Annotated in this window: 19 protein-coding genes; 8 read left to right on the top strand and 11 right to left on the bottom strand. The window is 66.0% G+C overall.

The genetic code is table 11. The annotated features are described in order from the left end of the window. Positions 1 to 223: 223 nt before the first annotated feature. From ACZ46S_RS06320 to ftsE, 3 genes are read right to left on the bottom strand one after another with little or no spacing between them, the layout of a single operon-like run. A complete protein-coding gene (locus ACZ46S_RS06320) occupies positions 224 to 856 on the bottom strand; it encodes a YdcF family protein (RefSeq protein ID WP_464063791.1) in 633 nt (210 codons plus the stop codon). Continuing rightward, positions 853 to 1,746: a cell division protein FtsX gene (locus tag ACZ46S_RS06315; RefSeq protein WP_464063790.1), complete on the bottom strand. Its 894-nt coding sequence runs from the start codon at positions 1,744 to 1,746 to the stop codon at positions 853 to 855. The genes ACZ46S_RS06320 and ACZ46S_RS06315 overlap by 4 nt, the downstream gene beginning before the upstream one ends. Continuing rightward, a complete protein-coding gene (gene ftsE, locus ACZ46S_RS06310; RefSeq protein WP_295740645.1) occupies positions 1,736 to 2,410 on the bottom strand; it encodes a cell division ATP-binding protein FtsE in 675 nt (224 codons plus the stop codon). The genes ACZ46S_RS06315 and ftsE overlap by 11 nt, the downstream gene beginning before the upstream one ends. Before the next feature lie 145 nt (positions 2,411 to 2,555). On the opposite strand from ftsE, the gene ACZ46S_RS06305 reads away from it, so the two are divergent. Then, positions 2,556 to 3,116, top strand: a complete 561-nt coding sequence (locus ACZ46S_RS06305) for a zinc-ribbon domain-containing protein (RefSeq protein ID WP_464063789.1) — start codon at positions 2,556 to 2,558, stop codon at positions 3,114 to 3,116. A 32-nt stretch (positions 3,117 to 3,148) separates the two neighbouring features. On the opposite strand, the gene glmU is transcribed toward ACZ46S_RS06305, so the two are convergent. From glmU to ACZ46S_RS06280, 5 genes are read right to left on the bottom strand one after another with little or no spacing between them, the layout of a single operon-like run. Further along, complete coding sequence (glmU, locus tag ACZ46S_RS06300) at positions 3,149 to 4,432, bottom strand: bifunctional UDP-N-acetylglucosamine diphosphorylase/glucosamine-1-phosphate N-acetyltransferase GlmU (RefSeq protein ID WP_464064265.1); 1,284 nt, start codon at positions 4,430 to 4,432, stop codon at positions 3,149 to 3,151. A gap of 2 nt (positions 4,433 to 4,434) precedes the next feature. After that, entirely contained in the window at positions 4,435 to 4,755 is a 321-nt protein-coding gene (locus ACZ46S_RS06295) for an NIPSNAP family protein (RefSeq protein ID WP_464063788.1), read from the bottom strand. A gap of 11 nt (positions 4,756 to 4,766) precedes the next feature. Continuing rightward, the gene (locus ACZ46S_RS06290) at positions 4,767 to 5,654 is read right to left on the bottom strand and encodes a prephenate/arogenate dehydrogenase family protein (protein WP_295740653.1); all 888 of its coding nucleotides are present in this window, start codon (positions 5,652 to 5,654) and stop codon (positions 4,767 to 4,769) included. Further along, positions 5,647 to 6,732 (bottom strand): histidinol-phosphate transaminase, encoded by a 1,086-nt coding sequence (gene hisC / locus ACZ46S_RS06285; protein WP_464063787.1) that lies wholly within the window; start codon positions 6,730 to 6,732, stop codon positions 5,647 to 5,649. Before hisC ends, ACZ46S_RS06290 begins: the two co-directional genes overlap by 8 nt. A gap of 2 nt (positions 6,733 to 6,734) precedes the next feature. Further along, positions 6,735 to 7,595, bottom strand: a complete 861-nt coding sequence (locus tag ACZ46S_RS06280; RefSeq protein ID WP_295740655.1) for a chorismate mutase — start codon at positions 7,593 to 7,595, stop codon at positions 6,735 to 6,737. A gap of 117 nt (positions 7,596 to 7,712) precedes the next feature. Here ACZ46S_RS06280 and metX point away from each other — a divergent pair, with 117 nt between their 5' ends. Continuing rightward, the gene (gene metX, locus ACZ46S_RS06275; RefSeq protein WP_295740658.1) at positions 7,713 to 8,855 is read left to right on the top strand and encodes a homoserine O-acetyltransferase MetX; all 1,143 of its coding nucleotides are present in this window, start codon (positions 7,713 to 7,715) and stop codon (positions 8,853 to 8,855) included. 14 nt (positions 8,856 to 8,869) lie between these two features. Next, complete coding sequence (metW, locus tag ACZ46S_RS06270; protein WP_295740709.1) at positions 8,870 to 9,469, top strand: methionine biosynthesis protein MetW; 600 nt, start codon at positions 8,870 to 8,872, stop codon at positions 9,467 to 9,469. A gap of 114 nt (positions 9,470 to 9,583) precedes the next feature. On the opposite strand, the gene ACZ46S_RS06265 is transcribed toward metW, so the two are convergent. Both ACZ46S_RS06265 and ACZ46S_RS06260 read right to left on the bottom strand, forming a co-directional pair. After that, a complete protein-coding gene (locus tag ACZ46S_RS06265; RefSeq protein WP_464063786.1) occupies positions 9,584 to 10,024 on the bottom strand; it encodes a septal ring lytic transglycosylase RlpA family protein in 441 nt (146 codons plus the stop codon). 242 nt (positions 10,025 to 10,266) lie between these two features. Further along, positions 10,267 to 11,181 (bottom strand): LysR family transcriptional regulator, encoded by a 915-nt coding sequence (locus tag ACZ46S_RS06260; protein WP_464063785.1) that lies wholly within the window; start codon positions 11,179 to 11,181, stop codon positions 10,267 to 10,269. Positions 11,182 to 11,282: 101 nt separating this feature from the next. Here ACZ46S_RS06260 and ilvD point away from each other — a divergent pair, with 101 nt between their 5' ends. Together ilvD and ACZ46S_RS06250 are read left to right on the top strand one after the other, a co-directional pair. Further along, a complete protein-coding gene (gene ilvD, locus ACZ46S_RS06255) occupies positions 11,283 to 13,127 on the top strand; it encodes a dihydroxy-acid dehydratase (RefSeq protein WP_464063784.1) in 1,845 nt (614 codons plus the stop codon). Between the two features lie 199 nt (positions 13,128 to 13,326). After that, complete coding sequence (locus ACZ46S_RS06250) at positions 13,327 to 15,543, top strand: GAF domain-containing hybrid sensor histidine kinase/response regulator (protein WP_464063783.1); 2,217 nt, start codon at positions 13,327 to 13,329, stop codon at positions 15,541 to 15,543. A 7-nt stretch (positions 15,544 to 15,550) separates the two neighbouring features. On the opposite strand, the gene epsC is transcribed toward ACZ46S_RS06250, so the two are convergent. Then, complete coding sequence (gene epsC, locus ACZ46S_RS06245; RefSeq protein WP_295740667.1) at positions 15,551 to 16,492, bottom strand: serine O-acetyltransferase EpsC; 942 nt, start codon at positions 16,490 to 16,492, stop codon at positions 15,551 to 15,553. 289 nt (positions 16,493 to 16,781) lie between these two features. Between epsC and ACZ46S_RS06240 the strand changes: the two genes are divergently transcribed. The 3 genes from ACZ46S_RS06240 to cysK all read left to right on the top strand — a co-directional run bounded on the left by ACZ46S_RS06240 (position 16,782) and on the right by cysK (position 20,204). Next, entirely contained in the window at positions 16,782 to 18,776 is a 1,995-nt protein-coding gene (locus ACZ46S_RS06240) for a DUF2849 domain-containing protein (RefSeq protein ID WP_464063782.1), read from the top strand. Further along, positions 18,763 to 19,194, top strand: coding sequence for a DUF934 domain-containing protein (locus ACZ46S_RS06235; RefSeq protein WP_464063781.1), 432 nt, complete (start codon positions 18,763 to 18,765; stop codon positions 19,192 to 19,194). The genes ACZ46S_RS06240 and ACZ46S_RS06235 overlap by 14 nt, the downstream gene beginning before the upstream one ends. 95 nt (positions 19,195 to 19,289) lie before the next feature. After that, entirely contained in the window at positions 19,290 to 20,204 is a 915-nt protein-coding gene (gene cysK / locus ACZ46S_RS06230) for a cysteine synthase A (RefSeq protein WP_464063780.1), read from the top strand. Positions 20,205 to 20,216: the final 12 nt, after the last annotated feature.

The raw sequence follows: 20,216 nt of genomic DNA, 5'->3' as shown, positions 1-20,216 counted from the left end.
ATGACACAGCCCCCGTCGGGAGATTCTCCAGGCCCCGCACCTCAAGGCTGACGCCGCAGAAAGCGCGCAGCGCCCACAGGCTGATCCGCGTCCAGAGCTGCGCCGTGCGCAGAATGCCATCCCTGAAATGCCGCCCGAAGAGGGTACACCAGATGCTGAGCACCGCGCCCGCGCCCCAGAGAACGGCGTTGAAGGCAAAAGACCGGACATGGTGCATCGTTCGTCAATAATCTCCAGCGTCGTTGGTGCTGAACAGGCCGCCCAGCCCGGCGCGCACCACCAGATATTTGCTATATTCGATGGCCAGTAATCGAATTGTCGGCAGCGTCAAGCGGTCGCGCATCGCCGGCGGGCGCACCGGATCGGGGATCAGCGCCACGCCGGGCAGGGCGCGCTGAATTTCCAGCAAGGCCCGCGGCATATGGTAATCCGCCGTGACCACGATCAGCGAGCGCATATGGTGCGCCTTGGCCCAGGCGGCGGTCTCGGCGCCATTATCATGGGTGGTTGCCGCCATATGCCCCAGCGTGATCGCATCGGCATACCGGGTCGCGGCACTGCGATCATCCTGGGTGAAGTCGCCGAGATAGGTGCCCTTGCCGGCACCGGAGATCAACAGCAGCGGCGCCTCGTGCTCGGCAAGCAGCGCCAGCGCCGCGCTGATCCGGTCATCGCCGCCGGTCAACGCGACGATGCCATCCGCCGGCGGCAACGGGTTGGGCGGCATGGCCGTGAAGACGACACCCAGATAGACCAGAAATCCGGCCGACCAGGCGCCGAGCACCAGCAATATCACGCGTGAGAGCAGCCGCGTGAGCGACCAGCGGCGGCGGCGCGGGCGCTGGCGAAACCTCACGGCAGCCGCCGGAGCCAGCCCCGAACCGTGATCTGGGCTGTGCTCCAGCCAATCAGCGCCGCGCAGGCGGGCAGGAGCGGGAGCAGGGCCAGCAGGGACGGCGGCAGGTTGAACAGGCTTGCCGGATGCGCCGGTCCGGTGAACGGGCTGGCCAGCCAGGCCAGCCAGGCCAGCACAGGGGCGGCGAGCACGGCCCCGCCCAGCGAGCCGGCCAGGGCCAACCATGTCGCCCGGCCGGCGAAGCGTGTCGCGATATCCGCCTCCAACGCGCCCAGCCCGTGCACAATCTCGATCGTGTCGCGCAATTGCGCCAGACCGGAGCGTGTCGCCACCGCGACCACGGCGGCGGCCACCAGGGCGACGATCAGCAGCACCGCCAGGGCGCAGCCTTGCAGGCTGGTCGTCAAGGTGGCGACGCGCTGCGCCCAGATCGCGCCGGTGCGGATCACCGTTCCCGGGCTGAGCTGCTGCAGCTGCGCCGCGAGCGCATCGCTGCTGCCGCTGCCGGTCCATTGCGCGGTGATGATCGCGGGCAGGGCCAGCCCGAGTGAGGCGGCATCGCCGCCGATCCAGGGCGCGATCAGCCGGTTCATCTCCGCCGTGGTCAGCACCGTGGCGTCCTCAACATCGTGATTCGCCGCCAGCGCGCGCTGCACGGCGGCGAGGCGCGTGCCATCGTTGCCGGCATCCGGGTCGGCCGGCTGCGGGATCTGGATGGTCAGGGCGGCGGCGGTGTCGCCTTGCCAGCTCTGCGCCAAATTCGCGCAGGCGAGGGCGCCGCCGAGTGCCAGCGCGGCGAGAAAGCTCATCGCCCCGACCAGCACCGGCAGCAGCCGGTCCGACAAGGCCGAGCGCAGCCCCAGCAGATCTCCGCGATGCCTAGCCATCATGCACCAGACGGCCATTTTCCAGGCTCAGGCGGGGAAACGGATAATGCTCCACCAGCGCGGCATTATGGGTGGCCACAACCACGGTCGTGCCGAGCTTGTTCAGCGCGGTGATCAACAGCATCAGGCGCTGTGCCTGTTCGTCATCGAGATTTCCCGTCGGTTCATCGGCGACCAGCAGCCGCGGCCGGGCCACCACGGCCCTGGCGATGGCAATGCGCTGCTGCTCGCCGCCGGAGAGCTCGTCAGGCCGGGCATGCATGCGGTGCGCAAGCCCGACCCAGCGCAAAATCTCCGTCACATCCGCCTTCACCTGGGCCTCGCCACGGCGCGCCAGGCGCATCGGCAACGCCACGTTATCATAGGCATCGAGCTGCGGCAGCAGGCGGAAATCCTGGTACACCACACCGATCCGCCGGCGCAGCAGGGCGGCGTCGCGCCGGCTCAGCCGGTTGGCCCGGGTGTTGAGAATTTCGATGCGGCCACGCGCGGGATGCTCGGCCAGATAGATGAGCTTCAGCAGGCTCGTCTTCCCGGCCCCGGAGGGGCCGGTGAGCCAGCGAAACCCGCCTTCCTCGATTTCAAAGCTGACGGCACGCAGGGCCTCCGCTTCACCGTCCCGCGCTGCATGGTGGTAACGCAGCCATACATCGTCGAACCTGATCATCAGGTCAGTCCTCTCATAATGCCACTAGTGCCGCGACAAGGCGGGGGCCAGCAAGATCTGCGGGGCGTTTATTTTCGACAAAATGCTTTGCAGGCTGAAGGTCTTATTGCGGCTTCATGCTAAAAATGCCATCCATTGCAACGCAATGCGGATCGCCTGCCCCAATTGCCAGACGCTTTATGACGTTCCCGACAACCTGCTCGGCGAGAGCGTGCGCCGCCTGCGCTGCGAACAATGCGGGCATGGCTGGGCGTTTGCGCCAGCCCCATCGCCTGAGGCCCCACCGGAGGCCGCTTCGATCTCCGAGATGCCGGCCAGCGAGGTTGCGAATCGCCGCTTCGGTCAGCCGGTCGATCCCGAAGCCGCCGCCGAGATGCAGGCTGCCCTTCGTCAGGAGGCGTCGGCGCCCCATGCCGCCGCGGCCGCTTCGCCGCCCGCGCGCGATACCGAGCCCGATACCAGCAAGCCCGACATCCCGGATGGGGATGCGGACCGCTTCGCCAGCCTGGTGCGGGCGGCGCGCAGCCAGGATTCCGATCAGGTTGAGCCCCCGGCCACGCGCCAGACCAGACAGGCGGCCAGTCCGCTGCTGATCGTCTTGTTGGTGCTGCTGCTGGTGATCGCTCTGGCGGTGGCCGAGCGGCATCTGCTGATCCGCCTCATCCCGGCCAGCGCCGGGCTGTTCCAGGCTTTGCATCTGCGCTGAGGCATCGGCGCCGTTCAGGCGCCGATCATGGTTCAGCCCTTGCGCGGCTTCGTCACCTGGCGGGCGCGGCCGAAGGCCACTTCCTGGTCAGGCACATCTTGCGTGATGACGGACCCGGCGGCGATCAGCGCCTCATCGCCGATGCGTACCGGCGCCACCAGCGCGCTGTTCGAGCCGATGAAGGCTTTCGCGCCGATCATGGTCTTGTGTTTGGCCTTGCCGTCGTAATTGCAGGTGATCGTCCCGGCGCCGATATTGCTGCCAGGGCCGATCTCCGCATCGCCGAGATAGGTCAGATGATTGGCCTTGGCGCCCTTGCCGAGCTTCGCCGCCTTCAGCTCGACGAAATTCCCGACATGCGCGTCCTCGCCGACCTCCGCCCCAGGGCGCAGCCTGGCATAGGGGCCGATCACCGCGCCGGTCTTCACGCTGCACCCTTCGAGATGCGAGAAGGCCTTGATCTCCACCCCTTCCTCAATGGCGACGCCAGGGCCGAAGACGACATGCGGGCCGATCACCGTATCGGCGCCGATTTGCGTATCGGCCGCGAAAAACACCGTATCCGGCGCCTGCAATGTCACCCCGTCGCGCATGAAGCGGCTCCTGGCGCGGCTCTGAAAGGCCGCCTCCGCCAGCGCCAGCTCGGCGCGCGAATTCACCCCGAGACATTCATCATGCGCCGCGTCCAAGGCCGCGACATTGACGCCCTCCTGGCGGGCCAGGGCGACGATGTCGGTGAGATAGAACTCACCTTTCGCATTGTCGTTGCCGACGCGCCCGAGCCAGCGGCTCATATCCGTGCCCGAAGCCGCCATGCCGCCGGCATTGCAGAAGGTGATCGCGCGCTCTTGCGGCGTCGCGTCGTTATATTCGACGATCCGTGCGAGATAGGCGCCCTCCATCACCAGCCGCCCATATTTCGCCGCATCCGGCGGGGTCATGCCCAGCAGCACGAGGCCGGCATCATTTTCCCGCAGGCGGGCCAGCAGGGCGCGCATGGTCTCGGCCGAGACCAGCGGGTTGTCGGCATAGAAAATCGCCACCGGCCCCTCGCCGAACTGTGCCTGCGCCTGGCGTGCGGCATGGGCCGTGCCCAGCCGCTCGGCCTGGATGGCCACCTGATGCGGGGCCGCCAGCGCCGCCAGGGCCGGCATATCCGGCCCGATCACCACGACGATCCGGTCGAACACCTGCTCCGCGGCGCGGATGAGATGCACCAGCATCGGCTGCCCGGCGATCTTGTGCGCGGCTTTCGGCAGGCTGGATTTCATCCGCGTGCCCAGCCCGGCGGCGATGATGACGGCGGTGCTCTGCATGGTCATTTGGCGGCGAAAAACGGCGTTTCCCGCGCCAGCTTGTTTTCCATCGAGAGGAACCCCTCCAGCTTCGCCGTTTCCGCCAGGAACTGCGCCCATCCGGGCTCCTGCGCCATGGCGTTGCGCCGCGCCTCGCGGTCAGCCTGGCTCTGATAGCGCCAGATATGCACCACCTGATGCAGCTCGCCCTCGATGGTCGTGTAAAAGCCCAGGCACTCGCCCAGATGCTTTTTCTGCAGCGGCCAGGCCAGCTCCTCATAGAGTTTCAGCCAGGCGCCCATCTTGCCGGGCTGGAACTTATAGGTGCGGATATCCACGATCATCTCTGGCGTCCTCAGGCTTGTTTGATGTCGATCAGGCTTTTCCGGATCTTGCGGCCCCGGTTGATCTTGTCCTCGATATAGTCGGTATCGCCCCAGCGCACGGCGCGGGCCATGGCCTGCGCGTCCTCGGAGAAGCGCGAGAACATCTCCAGCAGCGCGTCCTTGTTGTTGGTGAAGATGTCGCGCCACATCACCGGATCGGAGGCCGCGATGCGGGTGAAATCGCGAAACCCGGTGGCGGCGAATTGCAGCACTTCCTCGCGTGTCTCGTCCGCCAGATCATCCGCGGTGCCGCAGATGGTGAAGGCGAGCAGATGCGGCAGATGCGAGACGATGGCCAGCACCCGGTCATGATGCGCCGCCCCCATGCGCGCCGTGCGCGCGCCCAGCACCCGCCAAAAGGCTTCGATCTTCTGCGCCGCCGCCTCGTCCATGCCCTCGATCGGCGTCAGCAGGCACCAGCGCCCCTCGAACAGATTGGCGAGGCCCGCATCCGGGCCGGAAAATTCCGTGCCCGCCATCGGATGCGCCGGCACGAAGGCAACCCCCGCCGGCACAAAGGGCAGCACATCGCGAATCGCCGATTGCTTGGTCGAGCCGACATCCGAGAGAATGCAGCCCGGCCGCAGATGCGGCGCGATCGCCTCCGCCAGCCCCGCGAAGCTGCCGACCGGCGTGCAGAGGATGACCCCGTCGGCATCGCTGACCGAAGCGGCGGCATCGGCATAATAGACATCGCCAAGCCCCAGCTCCTCGGCGCGCTTCAGGTGAGCCGGGTTGGCGTCGGCGATCACCAGCTGCCCGACCGTGCCAGGATGCAGCTTCAACGCGCCGGCGATGGAGGCGCCGATATGGCCAATGCCGATCAGCGTCAGACGTTTGAATAAGGGCTCAGCCATGACAGAACTCGGTCAGAATTTCCGCAACCCGGCTGCATTCCGCTGCGGTGCCGATGGTGATCCGCAGGCAATGCGGCAGGCCGTAGGATTTCACCTGCCGGACGATATAGCCGCGCTGGCGCAGATAGGCATCCGCGGCCGAAGCCCGCTCGATTGTGACGAAATCGACCAGGATGAAATTGGCCTCGGAGGGGATGACCTTGAGGCCGCTCTGGGTCAGGCGCTCGCTCAGGCGGCGGCGTTCAACGCCGTTATGCGCCCGGCTATGCTCCAGCCAGCCATCCTCGCGTAGCGCCGCCATCCCGGCGGCGGCGGCGAACACATTGATGTTGAATGGCGGGCGGGTGCGGTTAAGCACGTCAATCACCGCCGCCGGCGCGTAGCACCAGCCCAGCCGCGCCCCGCCCATGCCGAAAATCTTCGAGAAGGTCCGGGTCATCACCGTGTTGTCGCCGGCATCGACCAGCTTCACCCCGGCATCATAATCCTCGCGCTCGACATATTCGGCATAGGCGGCGTCGAGCACCAGCAGAATATCCGCCCGCAGCCCGGCCCGCAGCCGCTCCACCTCGCCCTGCGCCAGCATCGTGCCGGTCGGGTTGTTGGGGTTGGCGATGAACACCATGCGGGTGGCGGGGGTCACCAGGCTCAATATGGCATCGACATCGGTGGTCAGCTCACGCTCCGGCGCCTTGATGACCGTGCAGCCCGCCAGCTTGCCGGAGATCTCATAGATCGAGAATCCGTGCTCGCTCATGATCAGCTCGGTCCCCGGTCCGCCATAGGACTGGATCAGCAGCGTCAGCACCTCGTCCGAACCATTGCCGCAGACGATGCGGTCCGGGTCCAACCCGAATTTCGCGCCGATCGCCGCGCGCAGCTTGGCGCTGCTTCCATCGGGATAGCGATGCATCCCGGATGCGGCCTCCGCCATGGCTTTCAGCGCCCCCGGCGGCGGCCCGAACGCGCCCTCATTGGATGACAGCTTGACCGGATGCTCGAAGCCCGCGAGCTTGGATTCACCACCGACATAGGACGCCACGGAGAAAATCTCCGGGCGCGCGACAGGGCTGCTCATGATCAGGCGGTCTCTTCCAGCGGCAGCGCATAGCCGCCGACAACGCGCGGCGGCGTCTCCAGCCCGGCAATGGCCGACAGGCGCGGGTCGCTGTCTGCGATCAGCCCGGTCACTTCCAGCAGCGCCAGCACGCCGGTATCGCCCGCCAGCCGCTTGACCCAGAGCGCCGTCGGGTCGAAGCCGGCGGCCTTGACCAGCTCGATCAGCCGGGCCCGCGAGGCTTCGGCGCCGAAGCGCAGCAGCAGCAGGCCGCGATCGAACCCGCTCGGGTCGGGGGGCACGGTCGCCGCCACCAACGCCTCGCCCAGCGGCAAGCCTTCGGCGCGTTGCGTCCAGAACGGAAGCTTGGCGATGACATAGATCGGGGTTCCGTTCGAGGCCAGAAGCTGCCACCAGCCGCCTTGCGCATCGTCGCCTTCGCCCAGCGGCGGCAGCACGCCGAGCTGGGCGCCGCCCTCGCGGGTCAGATCGGACAGGGTCTGGGCGGGGTTATGATGCCGGCGCACCGGCGTCAGCGGGCCGAAATGCTCCCGCGCCAGCGCCAGGCGGGCCTCACCGCCTTCGCCATCGCAAACCGCCATGGTCTGGCCGCCTTCGATGATCAACGCCGCGCCAAACATTTCCCGCCAGATCCGCACGATGGCCTGGGCCGGCCAGGCGCCCTGATGGCGCGCCAGCAGCCGCCGCAGAATGATCGCTTCCCGCCCGGGGCGGATCTTGGTGCCCTGCTTGCCGCCCTGGCTGGCGACATTTTCGACCACGCGGGCCCGCTGCATCAACAGATCGTGGATCTGGTCATCGATGGCGTCGAGTTCCGCGCGCAATTCGGCCAGGCGCGGGGCTGGAGAGGGAAGGTCGTTCATCGCGCGCCTAGATACCCTAACCAGCCCAACCCCGCCAAGCCATATCCGGCAGTTGTTCTTCCATGTCAGGATGGGGATTGCGCCCCGGGGAGGGCCAGCGCATATGCGATTGGCAGAATGGACCAGACGCCGGCCTCTACCGATTTCCCGCATCAATGCGTGACCTTCCCCGAGGGGGTCATGCTCGATTGCGGTCGCGCTTTGCCCAGCGTGACCGTGGCCTATCGCACCTATGGCACGCTGAATGCCGCGAAGAGCAACGCGATCATGATCTGCCATGCGCTCACCGGCGATCAATATGTCGCTGAACAGAACCCGGAGACGGGACGGCCCGGCTGGTGGGAGCGCGTCGTCGGCCCCGGCGCGCCGATCGATACCGACAAATATTTCGTCATCTGCTCCAATGTCCTGGGCGGCTGCATGGGCTCCACCGGCCCGCGCTCGCCGCGCGGCGAGGCGCCCGGCGAGCTCTGGGGGCGGGATTTTCCGGTCATCACCATCCATGACATGGTGCGGGTGCAGAAGCGGCTGGTCGAGCATTTCGGCATCCGCAAGCTGTTCGCGGTTGTCGGCGGCTCGATGGGCGGCATGCAGGCTTTGTCCTGGGCGGTGCAATATCCGGAGATGCTGTACGCGGCGGTGCCGATCGCGGCGGCCTATTACCATTCCGCCCAGAACATCGCCTTTCACGAAATCGGCCGGCAGGCGATCTTCGCGGACCCGGCCTTCTGCAACGGCAATTACTGGGCGCAGGGCGTGCGGCCGGAACGCGGCCTCGCGGTGGCGCGGATGACGGCGCATATCACCTACGTCTCGGAAGAGGCCTTGACCCGGAAATTCGGCCGCAAGCTGCAAAATGCGGAGGGGCTTTCGGCTTTGGGCGAGCAATTCGCGGTGGAGAGCTATCTGCAATATCAGGGCTCGAGCTTCGTCACCCGATTCGACGCCAATTCCTATCTCTCGATCACCCGCGCCATGGATCTGTTCGACCTCGCCGGCGATCATGAAGAGGGGCTGTCGCAGGCTTTTCGCGGCGCCAGCGCGCGTTTCCTGCTGGTCTCCTTCTCCTCGGACTGGCTGTTTCCCACCGCGCAGAGCCGCACCATCGCGCGGGCGCTGAACCATGCCGCCGCCAACGTGTCCTTCGTCGAGGTTCAGTCCGACAAGGGGCATGATGCGTTCTTGCTCGACGAGCCGGATTTCCACGCCACTTTGCGCGGCTTTCTCGTCGGCTGCGCCGAGCATGCGGGGCTGGCATGAGCGGCGCCAAAAAAATGCGCGTGGATCTGGCCCTGATCGCCGCCATGGTGCAGCCCGGCTCGCGGGTGCTCGATGTCGGCTGCGCGGACGGCCAGCTCATCGAGCATCTGATCCGCGCCAAGCAATGTGACGCGCGCGGCATCGAGATCGACATGCAGGAGGTGCAGCGGGCCATCTCGCATGGGCTGCCGGTGATGCAGGGCGATGCCGATACGGAGCTGGTGACCTACCCCGATCACGCCTTCGATTACGTCATCCTCTCCCGCACGCTGCAGGCGGTCGAGCAGCCGCGTGAGGTGCTGCGGCAGATGCTGCGCATCTCAACCCACGCCATCGTCTCCTTCCCGAATTTCGGCCATTGGAATCTGCGCCTGCAATTACTGTTTCGCGGCCGCATGCCGATGACGGCCAACTGGAACCGGATGTGGTTCGAGACGCCCAACATCCATCCCTGCACGATCCGGGATTTCTTCGCCTTGTGCGATGCGGATGGGTATGTCGTCGAGGATTGGCAGGCGGCGGATGAGGAAGGGCGCCGCACCCCGTGGCGCCGCTCGGCGCGTCTGGCCAATCTGTTCGGCGAGCAGGGGCTGTTTCTGCTGCGGAAGGCCTGAGGCCAGCCGCGCGAGAGCGATATGCGTTGAGATTGACGCGCCAGGGTCGCCCTAAACGCATGAAATTGCTCGCCAAAACATGAGCAGAGCGAGTGGGTATAAACCTATCTCGTGCTAGCGGTTATCCACCAGCATCACCGGGGTCACGTTCACTTCGGCAACGCCCAGATTGACCAAACCCAGCTGCGCCGCAGCACCTTCGGAAAGGTCGAGGATACGGTGGCCGTGGGGCATGCAATCATTCACCCGCACGATGATCGAGCGGTCATCCTGGCCATCATCCGCCAGTGAGACGCGCACCCGCGTCCCCACCGGAATGCTGGGGGAGGCGGCGGTCATGCCATCCTTGCGGAACAGTTCGCCGGTGCAGGTCCGGCGTAGCCCCGGGCCCGGCTTGTACCAGGAGGCCGTGCCGGTCAGTTCCGGGCCGGCATCAACCAGTTGCGGCGCGCGCGGCGGTGGGGCGGGCGGCGGCTGCGCGACGCTGACCTGCGGCGCCGCGGCCGGCGGGGCCGGGGTGGCGCAGGCCGAGAGCAGCCCGGCCCCCAGGATCATGGCGCTAACAGGCGCAAGGCGCAGCCGGGCGAAACCGGATGGGGCGCGAGGCGTGGGTGCGTTCATTTCCATGCGTTTGTTGTTGGTCAAGAATGAGGCTTTTGCATGGCGTCATCCTCTTGTCGAATCGAATTTCGTGCAGGTGCCGTGGCAATCCGGCCGAATATTTTAAGGTCGAAGCGCAGGAAACTGAATTTGCAGATAACCGTCCGGCGTAAATAAAATCCGTCCGTGTTGCCCGATCAGGGGGGATCGTCGGCAACCGCCTCGGCCAGATGCAGGAAATGCCTAAGACTCGGCGTATCGTCATCCGTCCGCCAGGCCAGCCCGGTTTCCAGCACCGGCGCATCGCCTTGCAGCTTGCTATAGCGCACGCCGGTACGGGCAAGATGCCGCAGCGAGGCCGGCACAAGGGCGATGCCCAGCCCAGCCGAAACCAGGCTGATGATGGTCTGCATTTGTGTCGCGAACTGCACCACGCGCGGCTCAACGCCGTGCGCGCGATAGAAACCGAACACCAGCTCGTAGAAGGAGGGCGCCATCGGCTGCGGGAAAATCACCAAGGGCAGGTCCAGAATATGCGCCGGCTTCAGGCCGTCCTCCTGAAGCTGCACCCGGCCGGCGGCGATCCAGTCCTCCGGCATTGCCACCAGCAAGGGCTCGCGCAGCAGCCGCCGATAGGTGAGGGACGCCGGAAGGCCGCCATGTTGCGGGGCGATGATGATCCCCGCCTGCGCCTTGCCGTCCTGCAGCAGGGCGATCTGAACATTGCTCGTCGCCTCGGTCAGGGCGATGTCGATATCCGGGTACAGCGTCGAAAACCGCCGTACCAGCGAGGGCAGCACGGAATAATCGGCGGTTGAGACGAAGCTCAAGGCCAGGCGGCCCTTGGTGCCAAGGATGAGCTGCTGCGCGATCTCCCCCAGCGCGTCGATCCCGCCGAGCGCCTGCCTTACATGCCCGAGCCAGGCGGCGCCGAAGGCGCTCAACGCCACGCTGCGCTTGGTGCGGATGAAGAGCGGCGCCCCCAGCTCGCCCTCCAGGGCGCGGATGGATTGGCTGAGCGGCGGCTGGGTCATGTTCAGCATCCGCGCCGCCCGCCCGAAATGCAGCGTCTCCGCCACCGCCAGAAATTGCCGCAACTGCCGGACGTCCATTTACTGATATGTCCTACGACCTAGTTTTGTTGAAATAATATATTTTACCTCCGCTGTGAACGGGTCTAATGGGGCAGGAAACGCGACATCCGGAGATGAACATGCCCGCCTACCGTTCCCGCACCACCACCCATGGCCGCAACATGGCCGGCGCCCGCGGGCTCTGGCGCGCCACCGGCATGAAGGATGGGGATTTCGGCAAGCCGATCATCGCCATCGCCAACAGCTTCACCCAGTTCGTCCCCGGCCATGTGCATCTGAAGGATCTCGGCCAGCTGGTCGCCCGCGAGATCGAGGCCGCCGGCGGTGTCGCCAAGGAATTCAACACCATCGCGGTGGATGACGGCATCGCCATGGGCCATGACGGCATGCTCTATTCGCTGCCCTCGCGCGAGCTGATCGCCGATGCGGTGGAATATATGGTCAACGCCCATTGCGCCGACGCGCTGGTCTGCATCTCCAATTGCGACAAGATCACCCCGGGCATGCTGATGGCGAGCCTGCGCCTGAACATCCCCACCATCTTCGTCTCCGGCGGGCCGATGGAAGCCGGCAAGGTCGTCGTGAAGGGCAAGGAGCGCGCGCTGGATCTGGTCGATGCGATGGTCGTCGCCGCCGATGACAATTATTCGGACGAGGAGGTGAAGACGATCGAGCGCTCCGCCTGCCCGACCTGCGGCTCCTGCTCGGGCATGTTCACCGCCAATTCGATGAACTGCCTGACCGAGGCGCTGGGCCTGTCCCTGCCCGGCAACGGCTCCACCCTGGCCACCCATGCCGACCGTGAGAAGCTGTTCCGCGAGGCCGGGCATCTGATCGTCGATCTGGCCAAGCGCTGGTATGAGCAGGACGACGCCACCGCGCTGCCGCGCGGCATCGCCAGCTTCAAGGCCTTCGAGAACGCGATGAGCCTGGACATCGCCATGGGCGGCTCCACCAACACGGTGCTGCATCTGCTCGCCGCCGCGCAGGAGGGCGAGGTGGATTTCACCATGGCCGATATCGACCGTCTCTCCCGCCGCGTCCCCTGCCTGTGCAAGGTCGCCCCGGCGAAGAGCGACGTGCATATGGAAGATGTCCACCGCGCCGGCGGCATCATGTCCATCCTGGGCGAGCTGGAAAAAGCCGGGCTGATCGACGCCTCGCTGCCGACCGTGCATGCCAGGACCCTGGGCGAGGCGTTGAACCGCTGGGACATCACCCGCACCAATTCCGAGGAGGTGAAAACCTTCTTCAAGGCCGCGCCGGGCGGCGTGCCGACCCAGGTCGCCTTCAGCCAGTCCGCCCGTTGGGATGATCTGGACACGGATCGTCAGACCGGCGTGATCCGCAGCGCCGAACATCCTTTCTCCAAGGATGGCGGGCTGGCGGTGCTGTTCGGCAATCTGGCGCCGGAAGGCTGCATCGTGAAAACCGCCGGGGTGGATGAGAGCATCCTCACCTTCACCGGCACGGCGCGGGTGTTCGAGAGCCAGGATGCCTCGGTCTCCGCCATTCTCTCGGGCGTGGTGAAGGAAGGCGAGGTGGTGGTAATCCGCTATGAGGGCCCGAAGGGCGGCCCCGGCATGCAGGAAATGCTCTACCCGACCAGCTATCTGAAATCGAAGGGGCTGGGCAAGGCCTGCGCTTTGATCACCGATGGCCGTTTCTCCGGCGGCACCTCGGGCCTCTCCATCGGCCATGTCTCGCCGGAAGCGGCGGAAGGCGGGCTGATCGGGCTGGTGGAAACCGGCGATCGCATCCTGATCGACATTCCCAATCGCGGCATCACGCTGGACGTGCCGGATGAGGTGCTCGCCGCCCGCCGCGCCGCCCAGGATGAAAAGGGCTGGAAGCCGGCGGAGGCGCGCAAGCGTCATATCTCCCCGGCCCTGCGCGCCTATGCCGCGATGACGACAAACGCCTCCCGGGGCGCCGTCAGGGATGTCAGCCAGGTCGAACGCTAACAATCCTCGGCATAATGCTCTGAAAAAGCGCCTTTATTGGCGCTTTTTTTGTTTTTGTCCGCGTCAGATCGTGTCAAGATAAAAATTAAATTGCGCTCATTTCCGGAAACGCCTTAACAATTTCATGGGGAACGAGGCTGGCACCGCGATGCCAGCCTACGTGATGGGGTGAAAAAATGTGGAAATTTTCGGGGGACGCTTGAGCCGTTTGGACCAGAGCGAAGCCTTGCGGGCCGCGCAAAGCCAGCTCGGCCCGCCTTTGGGGCCGCAGGCGGCCTGGCCATACGGGCTGCGCCTGGCCGCGCGGCAATGTTTCTCGTCCCCCTTGCCGACGGCCATTTACTGGGGCCCGGCCCAGCTGATGCTGTTCAACGATAAATGGGCGGCCCTCCACAATGTTGATCGTGACAGCCTGCAAGGCTTGCCCGCCGCCATGGTCTGGGGCGAGGGCTGGGGACGGATCCAAAGCCATGTGCTGAAGCTGGACCAGCAGGAGCATGTCGATTTCGAGCAGCTGCATGAGCTGCCGGGAGGGCGGGGGCAGAGCGCGCTGTGGCAATATCGTCTCTCCCCCCTCCATGACGAGTGCGGCGGCGTGGCGGGCATCTTTGAGCAGGGCCAGGAATTCAGCGCCCAGGCCCTGGAGGATGAGCGCCACGCCCTGGATATTCTAAGCCGGATTGCCGCGGCGACGATTGTTGAGAAAAATCCCGAAACCATCGTGCAACTGGTCACGGATGCGGGGGTGGAGCTGACGGGCGCGGCGTTTGGCGCGTTTTTCTACCATATCACCAATGAAGCCGGGGAGCGGATGATGCTCTACACCCTCTCCGGCGCGCCGCGCGAAGCTTTTTCGCATTTTCCCATGCCGCGCCGCACGGCCCTGCTGACCGCGACATTCGAGAGCACCGAGATCATCCGGATCGACGATATCGCCGCCGATCCCCGCTATGGCCATAATGCCCCGCATAGCGGCATGCCGCGCGGGCATCTGCCGGTTGCAAGCTATATGGCGGTGCCGGTCGCCTCGCGCGAGGGTGGGGCGATCGGCACGATCCTGCTCGGTCATCCACAGCGCGCCCGGTTCAGCGCCCGGCACGAGGCGCTGACGCGCGGCCTTGCCGGCCAGGCCGCGATCGCGATTGAGAATGCCCGCCTGATCCAGCGTGTCAGCGACGCGAATGAGACGCTGGAGCAGCGCGTCGCCGAACGGACGCGGGAATTGATGGAAGCGCACGAGGCGCTGCGGCAGGCCCAGAAGATGGAAGCGGTCGGCCAGCTCACCGGCGGCATCGCGCATGATTTCAATAATCTTCTGCAAGGCATCAGCGGCAGCCTGGAAATGCTCGAACGCCGTTTGGCGCAAGGGCGGACGAGCGGGCTGGAACGGTTTCTGCACGGCGCGCAGGGGGCGGCGCAACGCGCGGCTTCCCTGACGCAACGGCTGCTCGCCTTCTCGCGTCGCCAGACCTTGGATCCGCGCCCGGTCGATGTCGGCCAGCTGGTCGCGGGCCTCGCCGATCTGATCCAGCGCGCTGTCGGCCCGTCGATCCGGCTTGAGGTGCTGACCCCGGCAACCAAGCTGCGCGCCACCGTGGACAAGGCGCAGCTGGAAAGCGCCCTGCTCAACCTCGCCATCAATGGGCGCGATGCGATGCCGGATGGCGGGCGCCTGACCATCGAGGTCACCACACGCTGGCTCGATGGCAAAAATACCCGCGGCGCCGAGATCGCCTCCGGCGACTATCTGGCGATCTGCGTGTCGGATACCGGCAGCGGCATTCCGAAAGAGCTGCTCGGCCGGGTCTTCGATCCGTTTTTCACCACCAAGCCGATCGGCCAGGGCACCGGGCTGGGGCTTTCGATGGTGCATGGCTTCGTCCGCCAGTCGGGCGGGCATGTGGAAATCCACTCCACGTCGGGGCTGGGCACCATGGTGCTGCTCTATCTGCCGTGCCATCAGGGCGAGGATATCGCCGAGCCCGCCAGCATCGCGGATCCGGTGCTGGAGGCGGGGAAGGGGGCGCGTGTCCTGGTCATTGACGATGAAGCGGTGGTCCGTGCCCCGATCGTCGCGATGCTGCAGGAGGCCGGCTATAAGGTGGTCGAGGCCGAGGATGGGGCGAGCGGCCTGAACCTGTTGCGCAACACCCCGCAGCTGCAATTATTGATCACCGATGTCGGCCTGCCCGGCGGGTTGAACGGCCGCCAGGTCGCGGATGCGGCGCGCCAGATCATGCCTGGTCTGAAAATCCTGTTCATCACCGGCTATGCCGAGCAGGCGGCGCTCGGGACGAGCGGGCTGGAAGAGGGCATGGCCCTGTTCGCAAAGCCCTTTGCCATGTCCAGCCTCGCTGCGCAGGTGGCCGACATGCTGCGCGCGCCACCAAGCGCGGCGGCCAGGATCAGCGCCTGAGCGCCCTTCACGCGCCGTCGGCGAGGCGGTTCTGCGCCTGGGAGACGAAGCTGCCGGGCGGCACTGAGCGGGTGAGCCAGACATTGCCGCCGATCACCGAGCCCTTGCCGACCACCACGCGGCCCAGAATCGTCGCCCCGGCATAGATCACCACATCATCCTCGATCACCGGATGGCGCGGCTCGCCTTTCACCAGCGCGCCGCTCTCGTCCTCGGTAAAACTCTTCGCGCCCAGCGTGACATGCTGGTACAGCCGGACATTCTCGCCGATCACCGCCGTCTGGCCGATGACCACGCCGATGCCGTGATCGATGAAAAAATGCTGGCCGATCTGCGCCTCGGGATGGATGTCGATGGCGGTTTCGGTCTGCGAAATGCTGGCCAGCAGGCGCGGCACCAGCGGGGCCCCCAGCCGGTAGAGAGCGTGGGCGAGGCGATGATGGATGACCGCGCGGATGCCCGGATAGCAGAGCAGGATCTCCGCCAGCGAGGTCGCCGCCGGATCGCCGGCATAGGCCGCCTGCAGATCCCCGACCAGCGCCGAGCGGAGGCCCGGCAATTGCGCGGCGAAGTCGCGGACAATGTCACAGGCCGCGCACTCCGCCTCCTCGAACCGCGCCTTGTTCTCCGGCGCCAGAAACAGCAGGCCGCGCCTTACCTGCTCGGTCAGCGCCGCCAGGGTCCGGGTCAGGGTCAGGCCGACGAAGTAATCGATGGTCTCGTCGGTCAGGTCCGGGCAGCCATAATGGCTCGGGAACAAGGCCGCGAACAACCCGTCGCGGATCCGGGTCAAGGCCTCGCGGGAGGGCAGCTCACGCACATGGCCGCGATAGCGGATTTTATGCGTCACCTCCCGCGAATGCCGCAGCCCGGCGACGATGGCCGCGAGATTTGAAGCGTTGGTCTGCGCCGCGCTGGTGATGTTTGGCGTCTGGTCGTCGATGCCCATTGGCAGGCCCCGGTGCAATTGGCTGTGGCGGGGGATGCTAGAACCCTGGCACGGGCCTGTAAACCGCGCCCGCCCGGAGGCGCTGACTTCCGGCCGAATCGGGAGGATGTTTCAGGCTTCCGGCTTGCCGCAGGAGGGTTTCGCGGCCATTTGGCCTGTTATGGCAAATCCGTCTCTGATTTTTCATTCATTCTCGGGTGTGTTAGAAATATTTTTCTTGCGATGGGTTGCGCCGCCGTCGCGTTCGAGTGCTCTGGCGCGCAGTTGTGGATGAGAAGCGGGTTCGGATATGGCGTTGCAAGTGATCACGGGGAACCGGTTGGCGGATGGCGTTTCCGTTTGGTTTGCGGGTGCTGAAGGCTGGGCGGAACATGTCGAGCAGGCCAGCGCCTATGCCGCGCCGGAGATCGAGGCGGCTCTGGCCCAGGCGATGCCGCCGGATGCCGAGCTTGAGGTGGTGGATATTCGCCCCGTCGAGGTGGTGCGGGAGAATGGCGCGCTGATGCCCGTCGCCCACCGCGAACAGATCCGCGCCCGTGGCCCCTCGGTGCGCGCCGATCTCCCGGCCGGCGTCTGGCGTGACCCGGCCGCGCCCTTGCCGCCGCTGCCCACCGCGCATTCCTCTTCGCCCTTCGCGGGGGTGTATCGCTACGACGAATATGACCGCGACTTCCTGCGCCAGCGCGCCCGCGAATTCGGCGCCATGGTCGAGCGCCGGCGCAAGGGCGAGCTGTCGGAAGAGGAATTCAAGCCGCTGCGGCTGATGAACGGCGTCTATCTGCAGCTGCACGCTTATATGCTGCGCATCGCCATCCCCTACGGCGTGCTCAGCGCCACCCAGCTGCGCCAGCTGGCTTACGTGGCCCGGCATTATGACCGCGGCTATGGCCATTTCACCACCCGCCAGAACATCCAGTTCAACTGGCTGCGGCTGGAGGATGTGCCGGCCGCCCTGGCGGCGCTGGCCGAGGCCGATATTCACGGCATCCAGACCAGCGGCAACTGCATCCGCAACACCACGACCGACGAATTCGCCGGTGCCGCGGCGGATGAAATCGTCGATCCGCGCCTCTACGCGGAGATCATCCGCCAATGGTCCACCGACCATCCGGAATTCACCTACCTGCCACGGAAATTCAAAATCGCCATCGTCGGCGCCGGGCATGACCGCGCGGCGGTGCGGGTGCATGATATCGGCATCGAGGCCTATCGCAATGAAGCCGGCGCGCCGGTGTTCCGCATCTTCGCCGGTGGCGGGCTGGGCCGGACCCCTTATGTCGCGGTGAAGCTGCGCGAGGATCTGCCGGTGCCGGAATTGCTGCGCTATTGCGAGGCGATCCTGCGCGTCTATAACGCCCTTGGCCGGCGCGACAATATTTACAAGGCGCGCATCAAGATCCTGATCCGCGAGATGAAGCCGGACGCTTTCATCAAGATGGTCGAGGACGAGTACGCCGCCTTGCCGGCCGATTACTGCCTGCTCACCGACGAGCTGGTGCAGGCGGTGGCGGCGCGCTTCCCCGCCCCTGAGTTCCCCCGACAGGATGGCGGTGTGCTGAAGGCGGCGTTGCTGGATGATCGCGCGCTGGCACGCTGGGTCAAGCAGAACACCCACCCGCACAAGGCCCCCGGCTATGTCTCGGCGGTGATCTCGCTGAAACCGGTCGGCGGCATCGCCGGCGATGCCAGCGCGGATGAAATGGATATCGTCGCCGATCTGGCGGACAAATACTCGCTGGGCGAGATCCGTGTTTCGCATGTGCAGAACCTGGTGCTGCCGCATGTCGCCAAGGACGACGTGCCGGCTCTGTTCAAGGATCTGGTCGCGGCCGGCCTGGCCGAGGACAATATCGGCCTGGTCACCGACATCATCGCCTGCCCGGGCATGGATTACTGCGCCCTGGCCACGGCGCGTTCGATTCCCGTCGCCCAGCGCATCGCCGAGCGTCTGGCGCCCCGCCAGCATGAAATCGGCACGCTGCATGTGAATATTTCCGGCTGCATCAATGCCTGCGGCCATCACCATGTCGGCCATATCGGGCTGCTCGGCGTCGATAAGAATGGCGAGGAGGTCTATCAGATCACCCTCGGCGGCGCCGCCGACGAAAAGGCGGCCATCGGCAAGATCATCGGCCCCGCCGTGCCCACCGCGAATGTGCCCGACGCCATCGCGGCGCTGATGGACGCCTATCTCGCCGTCCGCGCGCCTGGCGAACGCTTCATCGACACCTACCGGCGCCTGGGCGCCGCGCCTTTCAAGGACGCCATCTATGCCACTCATTGACAGCAAGGCGGCTGCGTTCGCCGACCCGCAGGGCCTGACCCTCTATCCCGCCGCGGACCTTCCCGCCGCCTTCTCCGGGCCGTCGGGCGTCATCCTCTCGCCGGATGCGGATTTGGCGCAGCTCGCGCCGCATCTGCCGTCCTTGGCCGTGGTGGCGATCAGCTTCCCGAAATTCCGGGACGGGCGCGGCTTCACCATCGCCCGGGCGCTGCGCCAGCATTACGGCTATACCGGGGATATCCGCGCCGTCGGGCATTTCCTGCCGGAACAGTTCGGCTTCCTGATTTCCTGTGGCTTCACCAGCTTCGAGACGCCGGCAACCCATGGCCCGGCGCAGTTCGCCGAAGCGTTGAAGGCGCCGCATCAGCCCGGGCAATTGCTGCGCCGGGCCCTGGGCCGCGCGCTGGAGCCGGTCTGACCCATCCGCTCTTGCATGTTGGCGACTTCATCGCCAGCTTCGGCAAAACCAAAGGCCATGCAGGGCGTTGCTGGCCATAACCCGGAGACCGCCAGATGCCTGTTCAATCCGTTCTGGAGACCATTGGCAAAACCCCGCATATCCGCCTGTCGCGCCTGTTTCCCAGCGCACAGGTCTGGGTGAAATCCGAACGCGCCAATCCGGGCGGGTCGATCAAGGACCGCATCGCCCTGGCGATGATCGAAGCCGCCGAGCGTGACGGCCTGCTCAAGCCGGGCGGGCTGATCATCGAGCCGACCTCCGGCAATACCGGGGTCGGGCTGGCCCTGGTCGCGGCGGTGAAGGGCTACCGGCTGATCCTGGTGATGCCGGAGAGCATGTCGCTGGAGCGCCGCCGGCTGATGCGCGCCTATGGCGCCAGCTTCGATCTCACGCCGAAGGAAAAGGGCATGAAGGGCGCCATCGCCCGGGCTCTGGAGCTGAAGGCCGAGCATCCCGACGCCTTCATCCCCCAGCAATTCGAAAATCCCGCGAATATCGAGATTCACACTCGCACCACCGCGCGGGAAATCCTGGCCGATTTCCCTGAGGGGCTGGATGTGATCATCACCGGCGTCGGCACGGGCGGCCATATCACCGGCGTTGCCGAGACGCTGAAACAGCATTGGCCGCAACTGAAAGTCTTCGCGGTGGAGCCGGCGGCCTCGCCGGTGCTCTCCGGCGGTTCGCCCGCGCCGCACCCGATCCAGGGCATTGGCGCCGGTTTCGTGCCGGAGAATTTCCATGCCGGCGCCATCGACGGCGTCATCACCGTTCAGGGCGACGACGCCAAGGACTATGCCCGCCAGTCCGCGACCAAGGAGGGGCTGCTGGTCGGCATCTCCTCCGGCGCCACGCTGGCGGCCATCGCCCAAAAGCTCCCCGCGCTGCCGGAAGGCGCGCGGATTCTCGGCTTCAATTACGATACCGGCGAGCGTTATCTCTCGGTTGCGGATTTCCTGCCGGATTGACCTTCCTCAAGG

The organism is Acidocella aluminiidurans (assembly GCF_055383125.1).
This window is presented reverse-complemented; position numbering and strand designations above follow the sequence as displayed.